This is a genomic window from Actinokineospora lacus (assembly GCF_053813445.1).
In genome coordinates this window covers 237,586-258,786 of sequence record NZ_JBQERA010000008.1, presented here as the reverse complement: position 1 = coordinate 258,786, position 21,201 = coordinate 237,586, and the positions used below count along the sequence as shown (strand labels likewise).

17 protein-coding genes are annotated in these 21,201 nt (G+C 68.4%); 9 read left to right on the top strand and 8 right to left on the bottom strand.

What is annotated here, in order from left to right; all coding sequences use genetic code 11:
- Positions 1-3: 3 nt before the first annotated feature.
- Positions 4-744 carry an MIP/aquaporin family protein gene (locus ACTG9Q_RS21585; protein WP_455574765.1) on the bottom strand — a complete coding sequence of 247 codons (741 nt, stop codon included), beginning with the start codon at positions 742-744 and terminating at the stop codon, positions 4-6.
- 152 nt (positions 745-896) lie between these two features.
- Here ACTG9Q_RS21585 and ACTG9Q_RS21580 point away from each other — a divergent pair, with 152 nt between their 5' ends.
- On the top strand, positions 897-2,630 hold the full coding sequence (locus tag ACTG9Q_RS21580; protein ID WP_455574764.1) for a glycerol-3-phosphate dehydrogenase/oxidase: 1,734 nt from the start codon (positions 897-899) through the stop codon (positions 2,628-2,630).
- Positions 2,631-2,789: 159 nt separating this feature from the next.
- Here ACTG9Q_RS21580 and ACTG9Q_RS21575 read toward each other — a convergent pair whose 3' ends face one another.
- On the bottom strand, positions 2,790-3,407 hold the full coding sequence (locus tag ACTG9Q_RS21575; RefSeq protein WP_455574646.1) for a MerR family transcriptional regulator: 618 nt from the start codon (positions 3,405-3,407) through the stop codon (positions 2,790-2,792).
- Positions 3,408-3,601: 194 nt separating this feature from the next.
- On the opposite strand from ACTG9Q_RS21575, the gene ACTG9Q_RS21570 reads away from it, so the two are divergent.
- The 6 genes from ACTG9Q_RS21570 to ACTG9Q_RS21545 all read left to right on the top strand — a co-directional run bounded on the left by ACTG9Q_RS21570 (position 3,602) and on the right by ACTG9Q_RS21545 (position 9,413).
- The gene (locus ACTG9Q_RS21570; protein WP_455574645.1) at positions 3,602-4,471 is read left to right on the top strand and encodes a hypothetical protein; all 870 of its coding nucleotides are present in this window, start codon (positions 3,602-3,604) and stop codon (positions 4,469-4,471) included.
- Positions 4,468-4,902, top strand: coding sequence for an ABA4-like family protein (locus ACTG9Q_RS21565; protein WP_455574644.1), 435 nt, complete (start codon positions 4,468-4,470; stop codon positions 4,900-4,902). The genes ACTG9Q_RS21570 and ACTG9Q_RS21565 overlap by 4 nt, the downstream gene beginning before the upstream one ends.
- Before the next feature lie 19 nt (positions 4,903-4,921).
- A complete protein-coding gene (locus tag ACTG9Q_RS21560) occupies positions 4,922-5,719 on the top strand; it encodes a purine-nucleoside phosphorylase (protein WP_455574763.1) in 798 nt (265 codons plus the stop codon).
- Entirely contained in the window at positions 5,716-7,332 is a 1,617-nt protein-coding gene (locus ACTG9Q_RS21555; RefSeq protein WP_455574643.1) for a phospho-sugar mutase, read from the top strand. The genes ACTG9Q_RS21560 and ACTG9Q_RS21555 overlap by 4 nt, the downstream gene beginning before the upstream one ends.
- A gap of 16 nt (positions 7,333-7,348) precedes the next feature.
- On the top strand, positions 7,349-7,798 hold the full coding sequence (locus tag ACTG9Q_RS21550; RefSeq protein WP_455574642.1) for a flavodoxin family protein: 450 nt from the start codon (positions 7,349-7,351) through the stop codon (positions 7,796-7,798).
- A 112-nt stretch (positions 7,799-7,910) separates the two neighbouring features.
- The gene (locus tag ACTG9Q_RS21545) at positions 7,911-9,413 is read left to right on the top strand and encodes an FG-GAP-like repeat-containing protein (RefSeq protein WP_455574641.1); all 1,503 of its coding nucleotides are present in this window, start codon (positions 7,911-7,913) and stop codon (positions 9,411-9,413) included.
- Positions 9,414-9,486: 73 nt separating this feature from the next.
- Here the strand turns inward: ACTG9Q_RS21545 and ACTG9Q_RS21540 are convergent, their stop codons facing one another.
- Both ACTG9Q_RS21540 and ACTG9Q_RS21535 read right to left on the bottom strand, forming a co-directional pair.
- Positions 9,487-10,473, bottom strand: a complete 987-nt coding sequence (locus ACTG9Q_RS21540) for an aldo/keto reductase (RefSeq protein WP_455574640.1) — start codon at positions 10,471-10,473, stop codon at positions 9,487-9,489.
- Complete coding sequence (locus ACTG9Q_RS21535) at positions 10,446-10,874, bottom strand: MerR family transcriptional regulator (protein WP_455574639.1); 429 nt, start codon at positions 10,872-10,874, stop codon at positions 10,446-10,448. Before ACTG9Q_RS21535 ends, ACTG9Q_RS21540 begins: the two co-directional genes overlap by 28 nt.
- A 193-nt stretch (positions 10,875-11,067) precedes the next feature.
- Between ACTG9Q_RS21535 and ACTG9Q_RS21530 the strand changes: the two genes are divergently transcribed.
- Together ACTG9Q_RS21530 and ACTG9Q_RS21525 are read left to right on the top strand one after the other, a co-directional pair.
- The gene (locus ACTG9Q_RS21530) at positions 11,068-11,694 is read left to right on the top strand and encodes a polysaccharide deacetylase family protein (RefSeq protein ID WP_455574638.1); all 627 of its coding nucleotides are present in this window, start codon (positions 11,068-11,070) and stop codon (positions 11,692-11,694) included.
- On the top strand, positions 11,691-12,968 hold the full coding sequence (locus ACTG9Q_RS21525) for an extracellular catalytic domain type 1 short-chain-length polyhydroxyalkanoate depolymerase (RefSeq protein WP_455574637.1): 1,278 nt from the start codon (positions 11,691-11,693) through the stop codon (positions 12,966-12,968). Before ACTG9Q_RS21530 ends, ACTG9Q_RS21525 begins: the two co-directional genes overlap by 4 nt.
- Before the next feature lie 228 nt (positions 12,969-13,196).
- Here the strand turns inward: ACTG9Q_RS21525 and ACTG9Q_RS21520 are convergent, their stop codons facing one another.
- The 4 genes from ACTG9Q_RS21520 to ACTG9Q_RS21505 all read right to left on the bottom strand — a co-directional run bounded on the left by ACTG9Q_RS21520 (position 13,197) and on the right by ACTG9Q_RS21505 (position 21,026).
- A complete protein-coding gene (locus tag ACTG9Q_RS21520) occupies positions 13,197-13,904 on the bottom strand; it encodes a M48 family metallopeptidase (RefSeq protein ID WP_455574636.1) in 708 nt (235 codons plus the stop codon).
- A complete protein-coding gene (locus ACTG9Q_RS21515) occupies positions 13,904-17,167 on the bottom strand; it encodes a type I restriction endonuclease subunit R (RefSeq protein WP_455574635.1) in 3,264 nt (1,087 codons plus the stop codon). Before ACTG9Q_RS21515 ends, ACTG9Q_RS21520 begins: the two co-directional genes overlap by 1 nt.
- A gap of 300 nt (positions 17,168-17,467) precedes the next feature.
- Positions 17,468-18,655: a restriction endonuclease subunit S gene (locus ACTG9Q_RS21510; RefSeq protein WP_455574634.1), complete on the bottom strand. Its 1,188-nt coding sequence runs from the start codon at positions 18,653-18,655 to the stop codon at positions 17,468-17,470.
- Positions 18,648-21,026: an N-6 DNA methylase gene (locus ACTG9Q_RS21505; RefSeq protein WP_455574633.1), complete on the bottom strand. Its 2,379-nt coding sequence runs from the start codon at positions 21,024-21,026 to the stop codon at positions 18,648-18,650. The genes ACTG9Q_RS21510 and ACTG9Q_RS21505 overlap by 8 nt, the downstream gene beginning before the upstream one ends.
- Positions 21,027-21,201 lie beyond the last annotated feature (175 nt).

The following is a 21,201-nucleotide window of genomic DNA, read 5'->3' as shown; positions in this document are numbered from 1 at the left end:
TCATCAGCCGGGCAGGATCTGCGACAGGAGACCGGCGAGCACCGCGCCCGCCAGCGGGCCCACGATGGGCACCCAGGAGTAGCCCCACTCCGCGCTGCCCTTGCCCTTGATCGGCAGCACCGCGTAGGCCAGCCGGGGGCCGAGGTCGCGGGCGGGGTTGATGGCGTACCCGGTCGGTCCGCCGAGGGAGTTGCCGATGCCGACGACGACGAACATCACCGCGGCGTAGCCGAGCGCGGAGTTGCCGAAGTCGGGGACCTCGCCCTCGGCCATCGTCATCGTCGGGCTGGTGAGAATCCACAGCACCAGGACGAAGGTGCCGATGACCTCGGTGACGGTGTTCCACACCGGGTGCGGGACGGTCGGGCCCGTGCAGAAGATGCCCCGGGTGTTCTCCGGCTCGTCGTGGGTGTCGAACTGGAGTTTGTAGGTCAGCCAGCAGAGCACCGCGCCGAGGAAGGCGCCCGCGAACTGCCCGATGAAGTAGGCGGGCGCCAGTGCCCATTCGAGCTTGCCCGCGGCGAGCAGCCCGACGGTGACGGCCGGATTGATGTGGGCGCCGCTCGGTGCGGCGATGCTGGCGCCCACGAAGACGGCGAAACCCCAGCCGAGGTTGACAAGCAGCCACCCACCGTCGAAACCCAGTGAGCGGCGCAACACGGTGTTGGCCACCACACCACAGCCGAGCAAGATCAGCGCCGTGGTGCCCATCAGTTCCCAGAGAAGGATCTCGCCGAAGCTCAGTTCCACGCAGGTCTCCCCTCACGCAGTGGGGCAGGCTCCGCGCGGGAGGCGACGGTGCCTACCCAGAGTGATCTCGGACGCTACCGCTCGCGAGGCGCGCAGGCAATGACGCGCGGCGGTAGCGTGGTCGGGTGACGACCGGAGGTGGGCACGTGGCCGGGGAACACTCCACAGGGGACAGTTTCGGGGGCGCACTGGGGCCGGGGCAACGCGAGCGGGCGTGGTCCGACCTGCGCGAGCAGCGTTTCGACGTGGTCATCGTCGGCGGTGGTGTCGTTGGCGTTGGGAGCGCTCTCGACGCCGCGACGCGGGGCCTCAGGGTGGCTTTGGTCGAGGCGCGCGACCTGGCTTCGGGCACGTCGAGCCGCTCCAGCAAACTCTTCCACGGCGGACTGCGCTATTTGGAGCAACTCGAGTTCGGACTCGTCCGCGAGGCCCTGCGCGAGCGCGAGCTGATGCTCACCACGCTGGCCCCGCACCTGGTGAAGCCGGTCAGCTTCCTCTACCCGCTCACCAACCGCGGCTGGGAGCGCCCCTACACCGCCGCGGGCCTGTTCCTCTACGACAGCATGGGCGGCGCCCGGTCCGTCCCCGGCCAGAAGCACCTGACCCGTGCGGGCGCCCTGCGCCTGGTGCCCGCCCTGCGCCGCGACGCGCTCATCGGCGGCATCCGCTACTTCGACGCGCTGGCCGACGACGCCCGCCACACCATGACCGTCGCCCGCACGGCCGCGCACTACGGCGCCGTCGTGCGCACCTCCACCCAGGTCGTCGGCTTCCGCCACGAGGCGGACCGGGTCACCGGCGTCCGCGTGCGCGACGTGGAGGACGGCCGGGAGACCGACGTGCGCGCCGAGGTCGTCATCAACTGCACCGGCGTGTGGACCGACGAGCTGCAGCGGCTCTCCGGCAGCCGCGGCCGGTTCCGGGTGCGGGCCAGCAAGGGCGTGCACATCGTCGTCCCGCGCGACCGGATCATCGCCGAGTCCGGGCTGATCCTGCGCACGGAGAAGTCGGTGCTGTTCGTCATCCCGTGGCGCAACCACTGGATCGTGGGCACCACCGACACCGACTGGAACCTCGACCTGTCCCACCCCTCGGCCACCCGCGCCGACATCGACTACATCCTCACCCACGTCAACACCGTGCTCGCCCGCCCGCTGACCCACGACGACATCGAGGGCGTGTACGCGGGCCTGCGCCCCCTGCTGGCGGGCGAGAGCGAGTCCACATCGAAGCTGTCGCGCGAGCACGCCGTGGCCCGGGTCGCCCCCGGCCTCATCGCCATCGCGGGCGGCAAGTACACGACCTACCGGGTGATGGCCGCCGACGCCATCGACGCCGCCGCGGCCGACCTGCCGGGCCGGTTGCAGCCCAGCATCACCGACCGGGTGCCGCTGCTGGGCGCCGACGGCTACCACGCCCTGGTCAACCAGGCCGACCTGCTGGCCGCCCGGCACGGCGTGCACCCCTACCGCCTGCGCCACCTGCTCGACCGCTACGGCTCGCTGCTGCACGAGGTCCTCGAACTCGCCGCCGAGCGCCCCGACCTGCTCAAGCCCCTCGACAGCGCCGCGGACTACCTGCGCGTCGAGGCGGTCTACGCCGCCAGCCACGAGGGCGCGCTGCACCTGGAGGACACCCTCGCCCGCCGCACCAGGGTCAGCATCGAGTACCCGCACCGCGGGGTGGACACCGCCCGCCAGGTCGCCGACCTCATGGGCGACGTGCTGGGCTGGGACGAGGCCACCCGCGCCCGCGAGGTCGAGGTCTACCTGGCCCGCGTGGCGGCCGAACGCGTCTCCCAGACCCAGCCCGACGACGAGGCGGCCGACGCCAGCCGCATCGCCGCCCCCGAGGCCCGTCCCGGGCTCAGCGACTCCTGACCCGGGCGACAGTCCACAATGGTCTACGTGTCGAGAAGGCCCGATCCGCGGCGGTGTCACCGTTCTCCGACGCGGAAACCGGTCGTCGCCGACGCACGGGCCCGTCGCCTCGCCGGAGCGGGGTAACGGCGTCACCTGTCCCGGAAGCCGTTGCGGCGTTCAGCTCTCCGGGGCGTAGCGGCGGTGCGATTCCACGGTCTGGGCGATACGGCGCAGGGCGATCAGCGCCGAGTCGCCGAGGACGGTGCCGACCACGACGCTTTCCAGGACCCGGTCCAGGTCCTTCTCGTCAGCGACGTAGTCCAGGTCCACCACGGCGATGCGCTCGCAGGCGCGGCCGAACTCGACCAGGTTGGGCACCAGCTCGTGGCCGAGGTCGCGGCCCGCGGCGATGACGGCGGCCAGGGTGCGCACGGACGGGTGCTCGCACGCGTCCTCCCAGCCGAGGGTGACCAGCACGCCCTGGGCGGCGGCCAGGGCGTCGTCGTCGACCGCCTCCGGCTCGGGGATCAGACCCTTGGACACCACGCCCATGGCGTTGTCCACGTCCTCGCCGGGGGCGTCGACCGCGCCGAGGATCTCCCGGACGCTGGCCAGCGACAGCCCGCCGAGGTCGACCATCGCCCGGACCAGGCGCAGCCTGCGGACGTGGGACTCGTCGTAGCGCGCCTGGTTGCGGCCGGTGCGCTCGCCGGGCGGGAGCATGCCCTCGCGCAGGTAGAACTTGATCGTCGGCACCGGGACCCCACTCCGCCTGCTGAGTTCGGCGATCCGCATCCCGTGCCTCCTTTGTGAGGGTCGAACTTCTCAGGGTCGAAAGTTCAGGGTTCTTCGGGGTTGCCCTTACCCCCGCCTTTTCGGATAGTGTAGCTATCGACAGTAGAGAGTTCCGCTATCCATCATCCGGGGGCAACCACATGCGCGCCGCGTTAGCGAGTTGGAACCGTCCGTTCATCATCTTCACCGTAGTCATGGCCGCGCTGGGGGCGTTCTCCGTGGGCGGCCTGATTGTCGACGACCGGACGCTGCTCGGCGCGCCGGTCTGGCTCAAGCCGCTGAAGTTCAGCCTCTCCTTCGTCCTCTACGGCCTGGCGTGGGCCTGGCTGATCTCGCTGGTCAAGCCCTCCCGCACGCTCAAGGCGGCCTCGGCGGTCATCCTCACGACCTCCGCGATCGAGATGGTCGTCCTGTTCACCCAGTCCTTCCGCGGGCGCGAGAGCCACTTCAACACCACCACCGCGTTCGACGCGGTGCTGTTCGGCCTGATGGGGACCACCATCCTGGTCTTCTGGATCGCCACCCTGATCGCCTCCGTCGTCATCGGCGCCCGGCGGGTCGCGCCGCGGCCGGAGAACCTGGCGATCCGGCTCGGCCTGGGGATCTCCCTGGTCGGGATGGCCCTCGGCGCGCTGATGACCAACGTCATGCAGAGCAGCCGCGAAGGCTTCTCGGGCACGCACTCGGTCGGGGTCGTCGAGGGCGGGCCGGGGATGCCGCTGACCGGGTGGAGCACCACCGGCGGCGACCTGCGCATCGCGCACTTCGTCGGCCTGCACGCCCTGCAGGTGCTGCCCCTGCTCGCCCTGGCGCTGACCATGCTGGCCGCCCGCCACGCCGCGCTGCGGTCCGAGGAGGTCCGCACCCGGATGGTCTGGACGGCGGGCCTGGTCTACGCGGGCCTGATCGCCCTGGTCACCTGGCAGGCCCTGCGCGGGCAGCCGCTGCTGGCCCCGGACTGGCAGACCCTCACCGCGCTGGCCGCCCTGCTGGGCGCGGGCGCGGCGGGGATGTCGTGGGCGCTGGCCGCCGAGTCCGCCGAGCACGAGCTGGTGGCGGCGTGACCTCGTTCCTGTTCGACCTCGCCTTCTACCTCGCCGCCCCGTTCTGGGCGCTGATGGTCCTCGCGCCCCGGTGGGAGCTGACCGAACGGGTGATCGGCTCGCCGCTGATCGTGCTGCCCATCGTGGCGGTGTGGATCGCGCTCGCCGTGCCGGTCTTCCCCGAGCTGTGGTCGGCGGTGGCGAACCCGTCGCTGGAGGGCCTGAAAGGACTCCTGGCCGACGACCGGGCCGTGGCGCTGCTGTGGGCGCAGATCATCGCCTGGGACCTGTTCCTCGGCCGCTGGGTCTACCTGGAATCGCGGCGCCTGGACATGTCCCCGCTGCTGATGGGCCCGCTGCTGGTGGCGCTGATCCTGCTCTCCCCGCTGGTGCTGCCGGTGTTCCTCGCACTGCGCACGCGCGCGCGGCGGCGGGTGCCCGTGCCCGCGTAGGCTCGCCGCCGTGACCGACATCGAGACTGACCCCCTGGGCGTCGCCGGGCAGGCGGCGACGGCATTGGCCGAGAAGACCGGCGTCGAGCGCCACGACCTGGCGCTGATCCTGGGCTCCGGCTGGCGGCCCGCCGCCGACGTGCTCGGCGAGCCGAGCGCGGAGCTGCCGCTGGCTGACCTGCCCGGCTTCGTCGCCCCCACCGCGGCGGGCCACGGCGGCACCCTGCGGTCGGTCGAGGTCGAGGGCAGGCGGGTGCTGATCACGCTGGGCCGCACCCACCTGTACGAGGGCGTGCCGATGGCGAGCGTCGTGCACGGCGTGCGCACCGCGGCCGCGGCCGGGGTCAAGACGGTCATCCTGACCAACGCCGCCGGGTGCCTGATCCCGGAGGCCCGCATCGGCCAGCCCATCCTGATCAGCGACCACATCAACATGACCGCCCGCTCCCCGCTGGTCGGCGCGGAGTTCGTCGACCTGACCGACCTGTACTCCCCCCGGCTGCGCGGCCTGGCCCGCGAGATCGACCCGACGCTGGTCGAGGGCGTCTACGTCGGACTGCCCGGCCCGCACTTCGAGACCCCCGCCGAGATCCGGATGTTCCGCAACTGGGGCGCGGACCTGGTGGGCATGTCGACGGTGCTGGAGGCCATCGCCGCGCGGGCGCTCGGCGTGGAGGTCTTCGGGCTGTCCATGGTGACCAACCTGGCCGCCGGGATGACCGGCGAGCCGCTCAACCACGAGGAAGTCCTCGAGGCGGGCCGCCAGTCGGCGACCGCGCTCGGGGCGTTCCTGCGCGAGCTGATCTCCCGCGCATGAGGTTGACCCCCGACCTGCGCGACCGGGCCTTCCGCTGGATCGCCGACGACCCGTCGCCGGAGGACCGGACGCAGCTGCAGCAGATCCTGGCCCGCGCCATGGGCGCCGACCCGGCCGCGCTGGCCGAGCTGACCGACCGGATGGCCGGCCCGCTGACCTTCGGCACGGCCGGGCTGCGCGGCCCGGTGCGGGCCGGGCCCAACGGGATGAACCGCGCGGTGGTGATCCGCACGACGGCGGGCGTGGCCGCGTGGCTGCGTTCGCAGGGCCGGTCCGGGACCGTCGTGGTCGGCCGCGACGCCCGGCACGGCTCGGAGCCCTTCGCCGCCGACGCCGCCGCGGTGCTGGCCGCGGCCGGTTTCGACGTGCGCGTCCTGCCCGGTCCGCTGCCCACCCCCGTGCTGGCCTTCGCCGTGCGCAGGCTCGGCGCGGTGGCGGGCGTGCAGATCACCGCGTCGCACAACCCGCCCGCGGACAACGGGTACAAGCTCTACCTGGGCGACGGCACGCAGATCGTCCCGCCCGCCGACCGCCAGATCGAGGCGATGATCGCCGCGGCCCCGGCCGCGGTGTCGGTGCCGCGCGAGCCCGGCGCGGTCGAGGTGGACCTGCTGGAGGAGTACCTGGGCCGGGTCGCGACCCTGCCCAGGGGGGCCGCCCGCGAGCTGCGGATCGTGGCCACCGCCCTGCACGGCGTCGGCGCGGGCCCGCTCGCGTCGGCCTTGTCCAGGGCGGGTTTCACCGACGTCAGCATGGTGGCCGAGCAGAGCGAGCCCGACCCGGACTTCCCCACCGTCGGCTTCCCCAACCCGGAGGAGCCCGGCGCGACGGACCTGCTGCTGGCCCAGGCGGCGGCGGTGGACGCCGACATCGCCATCGCCCTCGACCCGGACGCCGACCGCTGCGCCATCGGCGTGCCCGGCCCCGACGGCTGGCGGATGCTCTCCGGCGACGAGACCGGCGCCCTGCTGGGCTCGCACATCCTGTCCACTGTGGATGACCCGAACGCCTTGGTGGCCACCACGATCGTGTCGTCGTCGCTGCTGGAGTCCATCGCCGCGTCCCGGGGGGTCCGCCACGACGCCACCCTGACCGGCTTCAAGTGGCTGGTCCGCGCGGGCGACGGCAGCGGCACCGGCCTGGTGTACGCCTACGAGGAAGCCCTCGGCCACTGCTGCGACCCGGATTCCGTCCGGGACAAGGACGGCATCTCCGCCGCGGTCCTCGCCTGCGACCTCGCCGCCACCGTCCGCGCCGCGGGCCGGACGCTGCTGGACGCCCTGGACTACCTGGCCGAGACCCACGGCCTGCACCTGACCCGCCAGGTGTCGGTCCGGGTCACCGACCTGGACCGCATCGGCGCGCTGATGGCCGCGCTGCGCGCCAACCCGCCTGCCGCGCTGGCCGGGGTCGCCGTCACCGCCGAGGACCTGCTGCCGAGGGCCGACGTCCTGCGCCTGCGCGGCGAGGGCGTGCGGGTGATCGTGCGCCCGTCGGGCACCGAGCCGAAGGTCAAGGCGTACCTGGAGGTCGTCGCCCCCGCCGCCGAGCGCGCCGCCGCGTCCGCCCGCCTGGACGCGCTGGCCGAGGAGGTCGCCGCGCTGCTGCGGTGACCTAGAATTCCTTGTCATGCCAACGCTTCTGATCGTCCACCACACGCCCTCCCCCGCGACACAGGCGTTGTTCGAGGCCGTCCTCTCCGGCGCCCAGGACCCCGACCTGGCCGGCGTCACCGTCGTCCGCAGGCCCGCCCTGTCGGCGACCGCCTCCGACCTGCTCGACGCCGACGGGGTCGTGCTGGGCACACCGGCCAACATCGGCTACATGAGCGGCGCGCTCAAGCACTTCTTCGACACGGTCTACTACCCCACGCTCGACGCCGGGCGCGGGACGCCGTTCGGCTTCTACGTCCACGGCAACGACGGTGTCGAGGGGGCTGTCGGCAGTGTCGAGAAGGTCGCCGCCGCCCTGTCGTGGAAGCCGGTCGCCGCGCCGGTCACGGTGCTCGGGCCGCCCGCGAAGGCGGATCTCGACCGGTGCCGGGAGCTGGGCGCGACGGTGGCCGCCGGGCTGCTCTAGGACAGGCCCTAGCCACCGTCCGAACGGGACAGGACGGTCAGAGGAAACGGAATGCCACCAGGAAACGATGGTGACGTAGACGCCCCGTGATCCCCACCGAGAGGTAGTCTCGATGACCCTGCGCGCCCAGGTGGCCGCCGCCCTGAGTCTGATCACGGCCGCGGCCCTGATCACCGCGAGCCCCGCGGCGGCGGAGAACCCCATCACGTTCGCCCCGCGGGTGGACTACCCGACCGGCAACCACCCCGAATCGGTCATCTCCGCCGACCTCAACGCCGACGGCAGGCCCGACCTCATCACCGCCGACCGCTACCAGGCCGCGCTGAGCGTGCTGCTGGGCACCGGCGCGGGCGCGTTCGGCCCGGCGAGCGCGGTCTACCCCGGCCCCGAGCCCACCGGGCTGGCCGCCGCCGACCTCAACGGCGACGGCAGGACCGACCTCGCGGTGACCACCACCGGCGAGGTGTCGGTGCTGCTCGGCGCGGGCAACGGCACCTTCGCCCCCCGCGTCGGGTACCCGGTCGCGGGCGGCGCCGAGGGCATCGCCGCGGCCGACCTCGACGCCGACGGCGCCGCCGACGTGGTCCTCTCCCGGCCGGAGGGCATCTCCGTCCTGCTCGGCTCGGGCGACGGCGCCCTGGGCGCGCCCACCGACGTCCCGGGCGGCGGCTACTCCCGCGGCGTGGTCCTGGCCGACCTCGACGGCGACGCGGTCACCGACATCGCCACCGCCGGGTTCTTCGCGGGCACGGTGTCGGTCTACAAGGGCGCCGGCGACGGGACCGTCGCCGCGCCCGCGGCCTACCCGTCGGGCACCAACCCCATCGACATCGCCGCGGGCGACTTCGACCGCGACGGCGTGGTCGACCTGGCCACCGCCGACCACGGTTCCGGCACCGTCTCGGTCCTCTCCGGCACCGGGACCGGCTTCGGCGCCCCGGTGTCCATCCCGGTCGGCCCGAACCCCTACGGCGTCGCGGTGGCCGACCTCGACGGGGACAGCGACGCCGACCTCGCGGTCACCGTCGCGGGCCAGGACTCGGTCGCGGTCCTCGGCAACGGCGACGGCACGTTCACCCCGGCCACCACGCTGGGCGTCAACACCTGGCCGACCGAGATCCACGCCGCCGACCTCGACGTCGACGGCCGCGCCGACCTGGTCACCACCAACCGGCACGCCGACGGCGTCTCGGTGCTGCTCAACCGCACCGTCTCGCCGGTGCCGCCCGCCGCGGACCTGTCGGTCAAGCTGACCGCCCGCCCGCAGATCGGCCTGCTGGTCTCGCGCATCAGCTACACCCTGACCATCCGCAACCAGGGCCCCGACGCCCTGACCTCCGGCGCGGTCACCGTCGCGATCCCCCGGCACGTCCGGATCACCCCCGGCACCGGCTGCTCGGTCGTCGAGCGCACCCTGACCTGCTCGACGGGCGCCCTGGCCGTCAGCGGCTCGGTCACCCGCACCTTCACCGTCCCGCTGAACCTGCTGGGCATCGGCACCTTCAGCCTGACCGCCCAGCGCACCGCCAGCACTCCTGCCGACCCGAACCTCGCCAACGACAAGTCCACCTCGTCCTGCGCGGTGCTGGGCGTCCTCCTGGTCACCTGCTCCTGACCCGATCCGCCTTTGTCCACGACCCGCGGAGCACGCCGCCACCCTTTCCGGTGGCGGCGTGCTCTTTCGGTTCTCAGCGGTCGATCGTGGTCATCCCCGCCGGGGCGTAGCGCTCCCCCGCGGCGCCGCCCTCGGGGACGACGGCCTCGATCGCCCGGATGTCCTCATCGGACAGATCGAGGCCGGCCGCCGCCACGTTCTCCTCCAGGTACCTGACGCGCTTGGTCCCCGGGATCGGCACGACGTCGCCGCCGCGGCTGTGCACCCAGGCCAGCGCCAGCTGCCCCGGCGTCACCCCGCGCTCGGCCGCCAGCGCGCGCAGGGCGTCCACAATGGCCAGGTTGCGCTCGAAGTTGCCCTCGTCGAACCGGGGCTGGCCCGCCGCGCGGAAGTCCCCGTCGCCCAGGTCGGAGCGCTGGGCGAAGCGGCCGGTCAGGAAGCCTCGGCCCAGCGGCGAGTACGCCACGACGCCGACGCCAAGCTCGCGCGCCGTCGGCAGGATCTCGGCCTCGATGTCGCGGGTCCACAGCGACCACTCGGTCTGCAGCGCCGCGATCGGGTGCACCGCCGCCGCCCTGCGCAGCGTCCCCGCGCCCGCCTCGGACAGCCCGAGGTGCCGGACCTTGCCCGCGGCGACCAGCTCGGCCATCGCGCCCACGGTCTCCTCGATCTCCACCGCGGGATCGACGCGGTGCAGGTAGTACAGGTCGATGTGGTCGACGCCCAGGCGCAGCAGTGAGGCGTCACACGCCTGGCGGACGTAGGCCGCGTCCCCCCGGAGCCCCCGCACGCTCGAGTCCTCGGGATCACGCACGACGCCGAACTTGGTGGCCAGCACGACCCGGTCCCGCCGGTCGGCGATGGCCTTGCCGACCAGGCGCTCGTTGGTGTGCGGGCCGTACATGTCGGAGGTGTCGAGGTGGTTGACGCCCAGGTCGAGCGCGCGGTGGATGACGGCGGTGGACTCGGCCTCGTCGCCGGTGCCGTAGAAGTCGCTCATGCCCATGCAGCCGAGGCCCTGGGCCGAGGTGGTCAGCTCGCCGAGTGTGCGAGTGTCCATGATGGTGTTTCCCCTGTCTCGGGCGCGCACGACTTGTCGTGCCCCGCCACGATCCGCTCGTAGTTGTCGATCTTGTAGTCGAGGACGCCGACGCACGACCGCAGCTCCTCGATGCGGGCGAGCACGTCGGCGCGGTGGTCTTCCAGGATCTGCTTGCGCTGGGCGACCGAGGGCGCGCCGAGGTGGCGCAGCCGGGCGTACTCGCGCATGAGCTTGATCGGCATTCCGGTCGTCCGCAGCCGGGTCAGGAAGCCGAGCCAGCCGAGGTCCTCCTCGCTGTAGACCCGCCTGCCGCCGGAGTCCCTGGCGGGCGGGTCGATGAGGTTGATGCGCTCGTAGTACCGCAGGGTGTCGATCGACAGCCCGCTGCGGTGGGCTGCCTCGGCGATCGCGTAGGTCACCCCGTCACGGTAGAAGCTGGAGCGCGCTCCAGGTCAACCCGAGCGCCGCCGTTCGTGCGCCGTTCATCCGGCCGAGGTGAGCGCTCGTCTCGAAACAGATTCGCCGGTGTTGTCCACGACACACTTTCCGGGCGATAGTTGATGAATGCCTAGGAAACAATTTCGGAAAGCGGCAGCCATTGCCATTCTGGCATTGGCGGCACTCGCCTATCCCGCGCAAGCGACGCCCCGGACCTGCGAGAACGGCTACGTCGCCCTGACTTTCGATGACGGCCCGATTCCGGCAACCACGACAAAACTGCTGTCCGCGCTACGCGACTCCGGCGTCCGGGCGACCTTTTTCACCGTCGGCCGGAATATCGAGGCGAACCCGCACCTGCAGCGGATCACCCAGCAGGCCGGAATGTGGATCGCCAACCACACCTGGACGCACCCGAACCTGACCGAGCTGCCGCGCGGCGAGGTCGTCACCGAGCTGGTGAAGACCCAGGTCGTCTCCCTGAAGGTCACCCGCACCTGGCCGACGCTGTTCCGCCCGCCCTACGGCGCCACCAACGCCGAGATCGCGGCGACGGCCAGGCGGCTGGGCATGACCGAGGTGCTGTGGACCGTCGACTCGCGCGACTGGGCGGGCGTGCCCGTGACCGAGATCGTCGAGCGGGCGCGGGCCCTGGAGCCCGGCGGGATCATCCTGATGCACGACGGCATCCAGAACACGATCGACGCCGTCCCTCGGGTCGTGGCCGAGTTGGAGGACCGCGGCCTGTGCGCGGGCAGGATCGCCGTGCGCGACGGCCTGCCCGTGGCGGTGGCGCCGTGAAGCAGCTCTGGGCGGCGTTGGCCGCGGGCGCGACGGCGGCGCTGACGGCGGCCGCCTTGGTGGTCGCCGCGCCGGGGGCGCAGGCGGCGGCGCTGGTCGAGGTGACCGGCTTCGGCGCGAACCCCAGCAACCTGCGGATGCACCTGTACGTGCCGGACTCCGTGCGGCAGCGGCCCGCGGTGCTCGTGGCCTCGCACTACTGCACCGGAACCGGACCGGCGTTCCACTCGGGCACCGAGTTCGCCCGCCTGGCCGACCAGCACGGGTTCATCGTGATCTACCCGTCGGCCAACCGCAGCGGCAACTGCTTCGACGTCTCGTCGCAGGCCACGCTGACCCACAACGGCGGCGGCGACTCGCTGGGCATCGTCTCGATGGTCAAGCACGTGATCTCCACCCGCGGCGCCGACCCGGCCCGGGTGTACGCCACCGGGGTGTCCTCCGGCGCGATGATGACGAACGTGCTGCTGGGCGCGTACCCGGAGGTGTTCGCCGCGGGCGCGGCCTTCGCGGGCGTCCCCTTCGGCTGCTTCGCCACGACCGACGGCTCGTCCTGGAACAGCCAGTGCGCCAACGGCCAACTCATCCGCACCGCCCAGCAGTGGGGCGACCTGGTGCGCGGCGCCTACCCGGGCTACAGCGGCCCCCGTCCGCGGATGCAGGTCTGGCACGGCACCGCCGACGACACCCTGCGCCACCCGAACCTCGGCGAGGAGGTCAAGCAGTGGACCAACGTCCACGGCCTCTCCCAAACCCCCACCTCAACCGACCACCCCCAGGCGAACTGGACCCGCACCCGGTACTCGGACAAGGTCGAGGCCATCAGCATGCAGGGCACCGGCCACAACCTGCTGTCCAACGGCATGGCCCTCATGGCCCTGCAATTCCTGGGCCTGACCAGCACCCCGCCAACCTCGACCACCAGCACCACCACCACCGGACCGACAACAACCACCACGCCGCCGCCGTCGGGCTGCCGGATCACGTACACGACGAACACCTGGAACAACGGCCTCACCGCGACCGTGACCATCGCCACGACCGCCCAGGTCAACGGCTGGACCCTGGCGTTCACCCTCCCCTCCGGCCAAACCATCACCAGCGGCTGGAACGCCACCTACACCCCCACCAGCGGCCCGGTCCAGGCCCGCAACGTCCAGTGGAACGCCACCATCCCCGCGAACGGCTCGGTGTCGGTCGGCTTCCAAGCCACCCACAACGGCAACACGGCCAAACCCACGTCCTTCACCCTCAACGGCACCCCGTGTAGCTAGCCCAGCCCCCAGCTCCGCAGCCCGCTCATTTCGGCACAGCCCACGCCGCCAGACACTCGGCGAGCTTGAGCACCTCGACGGCGTCGCGCCCGACCTCCCACACCAGGCCGAGCGCGGCGCCGGTGTCCGCGTCGACCCAGTACCCGTTGAGATCACATCGTCACCGTCGCGATCCCGTCGGTCTCCCAGCGAGCGCACGCTGCCTCGAAACAGACCTGCGGCCCTTCGTCACACGGACTGACCGAGCCAGAGTCTTGCTCCCGCGATCGCCAACCGATTCTTGCGCACCTCAAAGTCCGGCATGACCCGGGCAACGAGCGCCCAGAACTCGGGCGTGTGATTCGCGTGTTTGATATGGACGAGTTCGTGCACGATCACGTAGTCCACGAGACTGGCGGGGAGTTGCATCGCCGCCCAATGCAGGTTGAACCGGTCGCCCTTCCCCAGTGATCCCCACCGGTAGCCAAGGTCGCGCACATCGAGCGCGCCGGGCACCATGCCCGCCCGTAGGGACCAGGATCGGATACGGCTCGGCAACCACGCAAGGGCGCGTTGGCGATACCAACGGATCACCGCGTCGGCCCCCTCGGGACGCGAAATCCGAAGACGTCCCCGTTCCAGCCGGACAGCGCGATCGTCGTCCACGACCAGCAATCGGTACCTGCGCCCAAGGTAGTCGAAGCCTTCCCCGGAGACGAACTCCTTACGGACCGGTGGCGCCAGAAGCAGGTCCTTCTCCGCGAGCTTGGCGTATACCCAATGCCGCTTGCCATGCGCCCAAGTGGCGAGGGTGCCTGGCGGGCACGACGCCGGGGCGTGCAGCAGCAGTGCCCCATCCCGGTCGACGGTGATGCCGACCGTGCGCCGCGATGACGACGACTGGACGGCGAACTCCAGGTCGCCGACCAGCATCCGCTCGGGGAGTTCGGTCTTCATCACCCGCCAGTCAAGCGGACGCGCTTGCGTCTCGCCAACTCGACCACCCGGGTCGAGAGCTCAGCAAGGCCCTCGAAATCGAACAGGTCCTCGCCATCCACGACCTGACCGTCCAGCTCATGCACGACCTTACGGCGTAGCGTCTCTTGTGCGTGTGCGTTCTCCCAGAATCCCACTACTCTGATCTCGTTGCCGATCAGGCTGACGATATCGATGGTGACCGCGCACAGCACCTCCTGAATCTCCGGTGTCAGCGCGCGCCTGCGGCGCTCGACGTCCTGACGGAGCAAGTCGAGAAACGGCAGCTGCGTGTTCGGGTCAAGGCCGCTGTCATCGGACTGACGTCCCGCGCGGACATCGTCCAGCAGGCCCTTCATCGCCGCGTACATCTGGTCCCATTGTCCGTCGAACTGCCTGAGGATGTTGTCGAGCCGCTGGGACAACGTCTCGTAGTGCACGGGATCGTCTTCGAGGTTCTCCCGGATGTGGTGCTTGATCGCATGTTCCATCTCCGAGGCCTTGGCGCGGTCCGACCGCAGGTCCTCGACCTTGGCCTCGAAGTCGGCCGCAGTGATCGACGTCGGTGGTACGCGGTTGGCGACGCCCAGCGCCACTACGTGGTCATCAATGAGATTGCGCACCTTCTCGCCATAGATCGACACGTCGAACCCTTCGTCCTCGCGATAGCGCTTGCGCGCTTCATATCGGACGCGGCCGAACACTTTGAACGCGCCGACGTGCGCGAGAGCTTCGGGGCGGGGCAACACGATCTCCATACTCGCCGCCATGAGCTTGAAGCGGGCCTCGAACTCCGCTCGCAGCCGCTCGTCGGCGAGCACCTGCACACACGCCTCGACGTCGTCGTCGGTGACGATCTGGTCGACACCCTTCGCCAGGAACAGTTCGCGAACGGCTTGGCGGCGGTCGGCGAGCCGGGGCACCTCATCAGCGACGCTGGCGAGCACCCCTTCAATATCCTCGGCAGCGTATGCGGCAAGTGCCACCTTGAGGTGCTCGGTGACTCCGTAATAGTCGATGACATACCCGACCGGCTTGCCGGGCGCGGTGCGGTTGACCCTGGCGATGGCCTGGAGGAGTTCGGCTTCCTTGATATGCCGATCGAGGTAGAGCACCTGCTCAACGGGGGCATCAAAGCCGGTGAGCAGCATGGATTTCACAATCAGGAACGCGACTTGGGGCTCGACGGTCTCGGCCTCCGGCTCAGGCAGCGACTCCTTGAACCGCTCGATGACGCCCCGCTGCTTGACCTCATCAGTCCACTCGGCCAGGTACTTCTCATCGTTGTACTTGCCGGAGATCACCGGAACGAAATCGAGTGCCGCGATGAGCGAGCGGTAGCGATAGGCCCGCACCAGTCTGGCTCTCGGCCCAGACTGGCTCGCGACGTTCTCAGCCGCGTCAACTGTGCGCAGGTCCTCGGGCAAGCCGTCCAGTTCGGCGAGGAGTTCATCACGGGCGGCGAGGAACGCGGCGCGGTAGCGCACGGCCGCCTCGCGGCTGACAGCCACTACCTGGGCCTTGAACCTGTTGGGCAGCACGGTATCAACGTAGTGGCGCAGCATGTCCCGCGCCTTCTTGGCGATCACGTTCCAGGCTTCGAGCACTGCGTTCTTGGTGCCGTAGCGCTGCTTGATCTTCTGCTGCTGCTCGGGCGTCTGCTCGGCGAAAATATCGTCGAACACCTCATCGAGGTCGCCGCCATCGCGCACCGCCGATCTGGTGGTGCGCCCCTCATACATGATCGGCACCGTCGCACCGTCCTCTTCGGACTGACGGATGGTGTACTCGTCGATGTACTCGCCGAAGATCGCGGTGGTGTGCTTCTTGCGACCGAGGATGATGGGCGTGCCGGTAAACCCGATCAGCGCTGCGTTCGGCAGGGCCTGCCGCAGGCTCGCATGCAAGTCGCTGTTCTGGCTGCGATGGGCTTCGTCGATGAGGACGAGGACGCGGGTGTCGGTGTTGAGCTCGCCCAGGGTCTTCATCACCCTCACGGCCTCAGCGGCCCCGGTACCTGTCCGATCGACGCCTTCCTCACCGTCATCGGTGCCGCGGTACTTCTGGATCATGGCGAAGACGAGGTCCTTGCCCGGTTCGGCCAAGTACTGGCTTACCTGCTCGACCTTGACCGACGTGCGGACGGTCTCGCCAGTGAGTGCAGCCGTCTCGGCGAGCTGCCGCTGAAGCTGGCGGCGGTCGGTCACCACGACGATCTTGAACGCGGTCAACTTGGAGTGCGAGCGCATGCAGCGGACCAGGAAAACCATGGTCAGGCTCTTGCCCGAGCCCTGAGTGTGCCAGATGATGCCGCCGCGCCGGTCGTCCTGCCCGTCCTGGATCCGGGTCTTGCCAATCAGGAGCCGCCGCAGCGCCTTCCGGACGGCGCGGTACTGCTGGTATCGGCCCACGATCTTGATGCTGCGGCCGTTGACCGTCATGAACAGGGTGAAGTGACGGACGAGGTCGAGCAGGATGGCCGGTCGAAGCATCCCGGCGGCTAAGACCTCCTGCTTGGAGAGCGAATCCGCGGGCTTGTCAAGTTCCGCGGCCACGTCTTCGACGCTGAGAGGCTCCAGGGTCTTCCACTCGGCGAAGTGCTCGGGTCCGGAGGTGAACGTTCCGACACGGGCTTCGTCGTTGGTGGTGGCGATGACGAGCTGGTTGGCGTGGAAGAGGCGCTCGCTGCCTTCGGGCTCACCTTGGTCACTGCGCTGGTTGGCGTACCGGCGGAGCTGGCGGATCGCCTCAGCAACGGGGTCGGAGGTATGTGGAGCCTTGGCCTCGATGACCACGAGCGGGATGCCGTTGACGAACAGGACGACATCGGGCCGGATGGCCTTGCTCTGCGATCCGGGCAGAACGACCCGGAACTGGCGGATGGCGACGAAGTCGTTGTTCTCCGGCCGGCCCCAATCGATGTAGTCGATGTGAACGTCACGGCTGGCCCCCTCGGGCGCGGCGACGTAGGTGCCAGTGATCAGCAGGCCCGTCAGTTCGCGGTTGATCTCGACCAGGCTGGTCGCCTGCGGTCGCAGAAGCGCGCTGGCGGCTTGGGCAAGGCGGACATCATCAAGCCAGGGCTGGCCGTCATGGAGATTGACGCGCCGGAGGGCGGCGTGCAGGTGCTCAGTGAGGATCGTGTCACGGAAAGACGAGCGACCGGTGGGGATGCCGTCCGGGGTGAGCGCCGGAAGTTCCCGCCAGCCCATCGCGACGAGCTGGGCGAGCAGCGGGCGCTCCACGCCATGTTCCTCGTTGGGCAACTTCGACACCACCGCGTTCGCTCCCCACTGCCGTCGTACCTCATTTGGATGATCGTATGACGACGCTCCGACATTACCGGCTGGTTCAGACAAGGCGGGAGTTTCCACTGCTCAGTCGTTCGTCGGGTCAGAAGAAAACTGGAAACTATTCTACTACCAGACCGAAATGGCCGACCCGAAAGACGGGCTTCGATCAAGAGCACAGCCTGAATGGATTCCGCCGACGGAATAGCGGCCAAATGACAACATGGCGCATATTCGAGGACGGCCTAGCTTTCTTCAGACCGCCTTCATTCTCACTCGCCCACTAAGCAAAGTTGCAGCTATTCCGACCTTTGCGTCGCTCAATTTTGAAAACGACTCCCGCTCCTTGTCGATACATTGACTAAGGCCGTCGAGTGTGCTCGAAATAACAGCTTGCCTCTTCATTTCAGGTAGGCGAATTGGAATCGATCTGACATCTCGAAGATTTATTCCTTGCACTGCCTGCCCCAAAGTATGCAGATCAATAAAACGACGCGCTTCGGGACGGTCCAAAAAGTACCAGACGTAGCGAGGGTCCGCCCGTGAGATGGCAATCCGTGCGGTGTCTTGTGTTATGTTCGCGCCGTTGAGCGAGTGCGGAACGAACGCACGACGGCCGACAGTACCGCGAATGGTAAAGAGCAGATCCCCCTCGCGAAGTCGCGACCTACGATACTCTTGATCGATCCGACGCGAGGTCAACTGCAGATTATCCACAGCTATAGATCCATCAGTAATATCTTTAACCTTCACCACGGGAACACCAGATTCAACTCCGCGACCAGGCATAAGTATTCCATACACGATCGGCCTAGCCGAATCAATTAAATCGTCTAGAACTCGCCTGTCCCAGAATTCCCCAGGCGAGGGCTTGAACAGATCGTTCGCGACTCCATTCAACATCTTTTCAAGCTTCTCAATTACTCGCTTGCTTGAGCGAATCGACTCATCCGTAGAGCGGAGAACTTCCACAAACTCTTTCTGCTCAGAAAGAGGGGGAAGCAGGAATCGAAGTTTTGCCAACTTATCTTTATTTAGCGTCGCCCCTTTGACTGCAATATCTACCACAGCGCGGACGACTATCGTTGGTAGCGCGTAAGCCAGATATGCATTGGATACGATCTGACGATCGCCGTCTATCGCGACAATCGCCTCGTTTGTATAGAGTTCCTTTCCTGCAGTTGCCACTCGTCCGATGGTGAGTTTAAAACTCATGAGCGGCGTCCCCGGTTTAACCAATGAGACCGAGCTCGCCCGGGCACCAGCGGAAGTTATTCGCTCCTTGGTCTCCACCAGCGGATCCGAGCGTAGATCAGCGATAGACGCCCATGGGTGCCCATCTTCACCGGCAGCCCAAAAGTGTGGCACGTTTCGAGATGGCGTAGCGCCGAAACTAAGTGAAGCAATCGAGCCGAGCTCCACTTCGGTCCACAACTCACTCATAGCCAAGCTCCCGTAGGTAGCAAGCGAGTTTAGCAGCAGCCGAGTCTCGTGCCTCTTGTAGCTCGCACAAGGACACGGAGTACTTGTCCCACCAGTTTGCTAGCGCCGCTACTACCTTTGATCGATGGGCGCTCACGTAGCCACTCACCTGCCCATCAATCTCAGAGCGGATGATGCTCAACACAAGCGTCTGCTCACTCACCAGCGCTACTCGCTCAGCTTCCAACTCCACCAGCAGTCGCTCCTGAAGCTTCTTGTGCTCACGTTTGGCGGCGGTCAAATTTTTCTTTAAGTGCGCCAGCTCATCCGGGGAGACCTGCGCGTCTTCGTCCTCGTCGTCCCCACTCGTTGAAGCGGCCTTCACCCGCGCATCTAGCTCTGCACGCCGGTCCTCGACCGCTGCGATCCGCTCCAGGTACCCGCCTACGAGCACCGGGACCAGCTTGTGGTCAAACGGATCGACTTTGCTGTTCTTGTCCTCCAGCGCCGTCGTGATCGAGGTGATCCATCCATCGATCACTTCCGCGAAGCTGTTGGCTGCGAGCGTGCGGAGGTCGTACTGCACAGTCTCCCACCACCTCACGATTACACCCGCCGTCTGGAATCTGTCCAGTAGGCCGACCGGGCGAACTGCCTCGATGAAACTGTCCAGCAGCTCACGGCGGACATCCATCAGCCGACCGCCCGGCAACTCCACCAGTCGCTTCGAGTGCGTGGCCCACCACGAGTCCACCGCCGCGCGCAGCTCTGCCTCTCGCGCCAGCACGCCCTCGTGTTCGGCGACGATCCGCTTGAAGTCGGACTTCTCCAGCCCCGATGCGAAGTCGAAGTACTCTGCGTCCCGGTCCACGAACACCCGCTCCGTCGTGAACCCAAGGGCGGCGAACAGGTCAGCCTTCGCGGCCACCTCGGCGCGCGGTACCCCGCCGTGCAGGTGCGCGCGCACGTCCTGCGGCTCCGGCGGTGGCGCGTTGTCCGCGTAGCGGCGGATGTTCAGGTTGTCCTCGTTCTCCCGCAGTTCATCCCGCGTCACCAAGCGGGCATATCCAGGAATGTCGGCGAACTTGTGGTAAGCGGCGACAATCTTCTCGTAGTGCTCTGGCAGCAGATAGTTCTGCGCTCGCCCTGCCGAAAATTCGCGGTCAGCATTGATGAACAGCACCTTGCCGCGTCGCTCGGCGAGCTTGCTGTTCGGCGGCCTCATCACCAGTACGCAGGCCGGAATCCCCGTGCCGTAGAACAGGTTCGGGGCGAGGCCGATCACCGCTTCGATGACGTCGTCATCCAGCAGCTTGGTCCTGATGTCCCGCTCACCGCCACCGCGGAACAGCACGCCGTGCGGCATGACAGTCGCCGCGATGCCGTTGGGCCGCAAGACCGAGACCATGTGTTGGAGGAACATCAAGTCGGCCTTCTTGCCGCCCTCCGGCGCCCAACCCCACTTGAACCGCTCCGGGTGCTTCAATTCGCTGAAGTCATAGTTCAGTGAGAACGGCGGATTTGACAGCACCCGATCATAACTGCGCAAACGGCCGTCGTACTCGGCGGGTTCGGCCAATACATCGCCGTGCTCGATCTTGGCGTCCTTGATACCGTGTAGGAGCATGTTCAGCTTGCATGACGCCCACGTGCCCCCGTTCGACTCCTGGCCGTAAAGCGCCAGGTTCCTCGGGTCACCACCGTGCTGTTCGATGTACTCCTTGCTCAAGATCAGCATGCCGCCGGACCCCGCGCAGGGATCGTAGACGCGCATGCCCTCGGCTGGCTCGACCAGCCGCACCATCATCCGCACGACTGATCGCGGGGTGTAAAATTCTCCGCCTTTCTTTCCCGCGCTGTCGGCGAATTCGCCGATCAGATACTCGTATGCCGCGCCAAGCAGGTCCGGAAACTCGAAGTCGTCATTGCGCAAGCGGTACTTGTTGAAGTGCTTGATCAGGTCGCGTAGCTGTCGGTCGTTCAACCGCTGCTTGCTGCCGATGGTGGCGGCGAAATTGATGTGCTGGAACACACCCTCCAGCTCGCCGTTCGCGCCCTCTAACGCTTCGAGGGCCTTGTTCAGCGCGTCACCGACATTGGTGTGGACCTCATCATGCAGGTGCGCCCATCGGGCGATGGGCGGCACGAAGATCGTGTTCACATAGCTGACAGAGGCGTTAGCGCGCACCTCTGCCTGCCCCTTGGTCCGCCCGGCTTTCAGCTGCTCAGCAATCAACTGCTCCCGGACTGGGTCGAATTCATCGGACACCCGCTTGAGGAACAGCATCCCGAAGATGTAGTCCTTGAACTCCGAGGCGTCCATCTTGCCCCGCAGAATGTCCGCCGCAGCGAACAAATGCCGTTCAAGCTGCGACAACGTCAACTTGCGCACGCGCGCTCCACCTCACGATGATCGGCCGGGTCGCAGCAGACTACGACCACCGCGATATCCCCATCGTCCCAGGGTGAGGCCGACAACCTCATCGGGCCCATCCGGCCGCCCGCCCACCGGGGTCGCTTGGCGAAGCGCCATCCACCGTACGCGCCCCCGCACGCCTCATGGCTCT

Excerpts from the sequence above, each read along its gene's own strand:
- ACTG9Q_RS21555 (WP_455574643.1), top strand. The coding sequence starts at position 5,716 with ATGAGGTTGACCCCCGACCTGCGCGACCGGGCCTTCCGCTGGATCGCC.
- ACTG9Q_RS21575 (WP_455574646.1), bottom strand. The coding sequence starts at position 3,407 with ATGCGGATCGCCGAACTCAGCAGGCGGAGTGGGGTCCCGGTGCCGACG.
- ACTG9Q_RS21570 (WP_455574645.1), top strand. The coding sequence starts at position 3,602 with ATGGCCGCGCTGGGGGCGTTCTCCGTGGGCGGCCTGATTGTCGACGAC.
- ACTG9Q_RS21510 (WP_455574634.1), bottom strand. The coding sequence starts at position 18,655 with ATGAGTGAGTTGTGGACCGAAGTGGAGCTCGGCTCGATTGCTTCACTT.
- ACTG9Q_RS21550 (WP_455574642.1), top strand. The coding sequence starts at position 7,349 with ATGCCAACGCTTCTGATCGTCCACCACACGCCCTCCCCCGCGACACAG.
- ACTG9Q_RS21520 (WP_455574636.1), bottom strand. The coding sequence starts at position 13,904 with ATGAAGACCGAACTCCCCGAGCGGATGCTGGTCGGCGACCTGGAGTTC.
- ACTG9Q_RS21545 (WP_455574641.1), top strand. The coding sequence starts at position 7,911 with ATGACCCTGCGCGCCCAGGTGGCCGCCGCCCTGAGTCTGATCACGGCC.
- ACTG9Q_RS21540 (WP_455574640.1), bottom strand. The coding sequence starts at position 10,473 with ATGGACACTCGCACACTCGGCGAGCTGACCACCTCGGCCCAGGGCCTC.